The organism is uncultured Nostoc sp. (assembly GCF_964247315.1).
Taxonomy (GTDB): Bacteria; Cyanobacteriota; Cyanobacteriia; order Cyanobacteriales; family Nostocaceae; genus Nostoc.
Map to the genome: position 1 here is coordinate 1 of NZ_CAXTTT010000240.1, position 3,459 is coordinate 3,459.

2 protein-coding genes and 1 pseudogene are annotated in these 3,459 nt (G+C 41.0%); all 3 read left to right on the forward strand.

The genetic code is table 11. The annotated features are described in order from the left end of the window. The first annotated feature begins 40 nt into the window (after positions 1-40). Positions 41-721, forward strand: a complete 681-nt coding sequence (locus tag ACFE93_RS34210; RefSeq protein ID WP_375480522.1) for an SDR family NAD(P)-dependent oxidoreductase — start codon at positions 41-43, stop codon at positions 719-721. Between the two features lie 613 nt (positions 722-1,334). Continuing rightward, positions 1,335-2,666 (forward strand): P-loop NTPase fold protein, encoded by a 1,332-nt coding sequence (locus tag ACFE93_RS34215; protein ID WP_375480524.1) that lies wholly within the window; start codon positions 1,335-1,337, stop codon positions 2,664-2,666. Then, positions 2,642-3,459: pseudogene (locus ACFE93_RS34220) on the forward strand (hypothetical protein); the annotation flags it as partial. The gene ACFE93_RS34215 and the pseudogene ACFE93_RS34220, both read left to right, overlap by 25 nt.

Below are 3,459 nucleotides of genomic sequence, written 5' to 3' on the forward strand. Positions count from 1 at the left end.
TACATTTTACCAGTTTTAACCTCCGCTTTTTTCTGAGTTTGTGAGAAATTCGGGTGAATCGATCGCAGCTGCGGTTGAGAAAGTAACAAATGCAGTTGGTGGTGGGGGAATTTTAGGTTTAGTGAATAATGCCGGGATTGCTGTCCCTGGCCCGTTAGAATTATTAGCGATCGCCGAATTTCAACACCAGATGCAGGTTAATGTCACCGGACAATTAGCAGTGACACAAGCATTTCTTGGTCTTTTACGCCAAAGTCGGGGTCGAATTGTCAATATGGGTTCTATTGCTGGTAAAAGTCCTACGCCGTTTTTGGGCGCTTACAATGCTTCTAAATTTGCTTTGGAAGCACTCACTGATGTGATGCGGATGGAGTTACGACCTTGGGGAATCTCAGTTTCAATTGTTGAACCTGGTTCTATTGCTACCCCAATCTGGGACAAGTCCCTAAGTCAATCTGAAGTAGCACAGCACGATCTACCCGAAACGGCACACAATCTCTATGGTCAAGCGATGAATATTGTCCGCGAAAAAATGCAGATGATCGCATCTAGAGGAATTTCTACGGATATTGTGGCTGAAGTTGTTGTCCATGCGCTGACTGCAAAACAACCCAAGACACGCTACCTTGTTGGACAAGATGCCAAAATTGGAGCTGTGCTGAAGCATATATTGCCCGATCGTTTGCATGACCGAATAATCTTATACTTAATGGGGCTGTAGATTACTGGTGTCAATACTTCAGAGGTCGTCACTCTGAATGGAAAGTCTGTCATTCACAAAATCATGATTTTCATTAATAAAATCATGGTTTTCGTTCACAAAATCGTGATTTTCATTCACAAAATCATGATTTTCATTAATAAAATCGTGCTTATCTAAGAACGAAAAGCAAAATCTGGTCAAAAAGTAACTTTTAACTCAAGTTGACTTAACCAACGTTTTGGTTAAAAGCCTTATACTACAAGGATTGTAGATTATTATTTTGTAAAATTGCCGAAAGCTCGTTAATAAATCAAGCTGATAATAAGTTCAAGAGAGCTACAAAACTGTACTTAATAGTACCTTTTTTTGTGTTGGATATTTTTAATATTCATAAGAGTACCTTATTTGATATTAGATATTTTTGCTATTTGTACTTATAGTAGTATTTCTGCTTACTTTAACTAAAACATCATCATTAATATGTGCTATATCGAACATAGATATAAACAATTATCCTGAATGCTGCTAGTTTAGTTAGTAGTTTGATTAAAATAAAGCATAAATTACCTAAAATCAATATATTTATCTAGTAAATTTTTGCATCCCTATTCCTGAGTGAACTTGATTAGTTATGCTCCTAGATTTAGAAAGATTTTATCAGGCTTGCAATCCGAGCAGACCTCTAATTATAGGAAACCCTAGCGATCGCAGGTACTATATCGATTTTGCTGCGGTGCGGGGTGGCAAAATTATCGAAGCTTTGCAGCGCACGATCGCTAGAATATCGCCAGATATCCCAACCTGTCAACTATTTACAGGACATCTCGGTTGTGGAAAATCAACGGAGTTGTTGCGCCTGAAAGCTGAATTAGAAGCGCAGCAATTTCATGTAGTTTACTTTGAGTCTACCCATGTCTTAGAAATGGCGGATGTGGATGTGACTGATATTTTGTTAGCGATCGCTGGACAGGTAAGTGAAAGCCTAGAAGCGATGAAAATGAAGTTCAAGCCTAGCTACTTTACCAAGTTGTTTAGCGAACTTGTTGATTTCTTGCAAACGCCAATTGACCTTGGGGTAGAAGCAGAATTGTCTGTGGGGATTGCCAAAATTACAGCTAAAACGAAAGAAAGTCCCCAATTACGGCGGCGGTTAAGAGATTATTTAGAACCGCGAACCGCAAATATTTTACAGTCAATTAATCAAGAATTACTAGAACGTGCTACCAAGGAACTAAAAGCCAGGGGTAAAAAAGGACTAGTGGTGATTGTTGATAACTTGGATCGAGTCGCAATTCGACCTTTACCATCGGGGCGATCGCTGCCAGAATATTTATTTATTCAGCGTGGCGAACAATTACGCAAACTGAATTGTCATGTAGTCTACACTATTCCCCTAGCCTTGACTTTCTCCAACGATAGCGCCGAACTTCAGCATCGTTTGGGGGGAGGAGTTGCACCAAAAGTTTTACCGATGATACCTGTACGTTTGCGCTCTGGTGAGATTTTTCCCCAAGGGTTAGCAATGATGCGGCAAATGGTGCTGGCTAGAGCTTTTCCAGACATTTTACCTAGCGATCGGTTAAACTTAATTACAGAAGTGTTTGATAGTTTGGAAACCTTAGATCGATTATGCCTGATTAGTGGTGGTCATGTACGCGACTTGTTAGGGTTGCTATTTGACTGTCTGCGAGAACAAGATCCACCTTTTGAGCGGGAGTGTGTCGAATTGGTGATTCAAAGACAGCGGGATTACCGAGCTAACGCTATCGACCCCCATGAGTGGGAACTAATCTTTCAGGTGGTGCAACAGCAACGAGTTAGAGGTGATATAGAATACCATACCCTTTTGCGAAGTCTATTTGTATTTGAATACCGCGATCATCAAGGAGCTTGGTTTGCCGTCAACCCAGTTTTAGCGGAGACAGAAAAATTTAAATCATGGTTGGACGACACGCACAAGTAGATATAACAACAGCTAACGAGCGTGCTTTGAGGAGTTTGGGGAGAGCAATTACCCTTTCTAGCGGTCAATTTTCCCTGGTTTTGGTGTGCTGCAATTATCGAGTTTTGCAAGAGCAAATGCTGCAACGACTCGAAGAACTCTCTTCAGGGGTACACTACATTCAAAAAGTAGTTCTGCCGCATAATGCCAGAAGTCTTTACACAAGTATTCATTTACAACTGCTAACCGAAGCTAATCCGCCATCGGCGTTGATGATTTTGGGTTTAGAGTCAGTAGATGGACTCGACGATTTACTGAGGTCTATCAATCATATTCGGGATGAATTTCGCAAACGCCACCCATTTCCGATGATTTTGTGGGTGAATGAGGAAATATTGCAAAAGATAGTCCGTTTAGCACCAGATTTTGCTAGTTGGGCAGCTACACCGATTCGGTTTGAAATGACAACTCAATCACTGCTGCAATTTCTGCAACAGGAAACTGACTCTTTATTTGCCACGGTGTTATCAACCGATGCTGCACAACACCAACCTCCTCAAGTTGCAAAGCATTATTCCACTGTTGAGCAAGTCTGGAAACATAGTTATGAACTCCACTTTGCGATTAAAGAGTTGCACAATCGTGGTATTACCTTAGAGCCAGAACTATACGCTAGTTTAGAATTTGTTTTTGGTCTAGATAATTATATTAGCGATCGCATCAATACAGGTTTAAGCCATTTTCAGCAAAGCTTGCAGGTTTGGCAAAAGTTGGCAGAGAGAGAAGATGCAGGGGAGCAGGGGAGCAGGGGAGC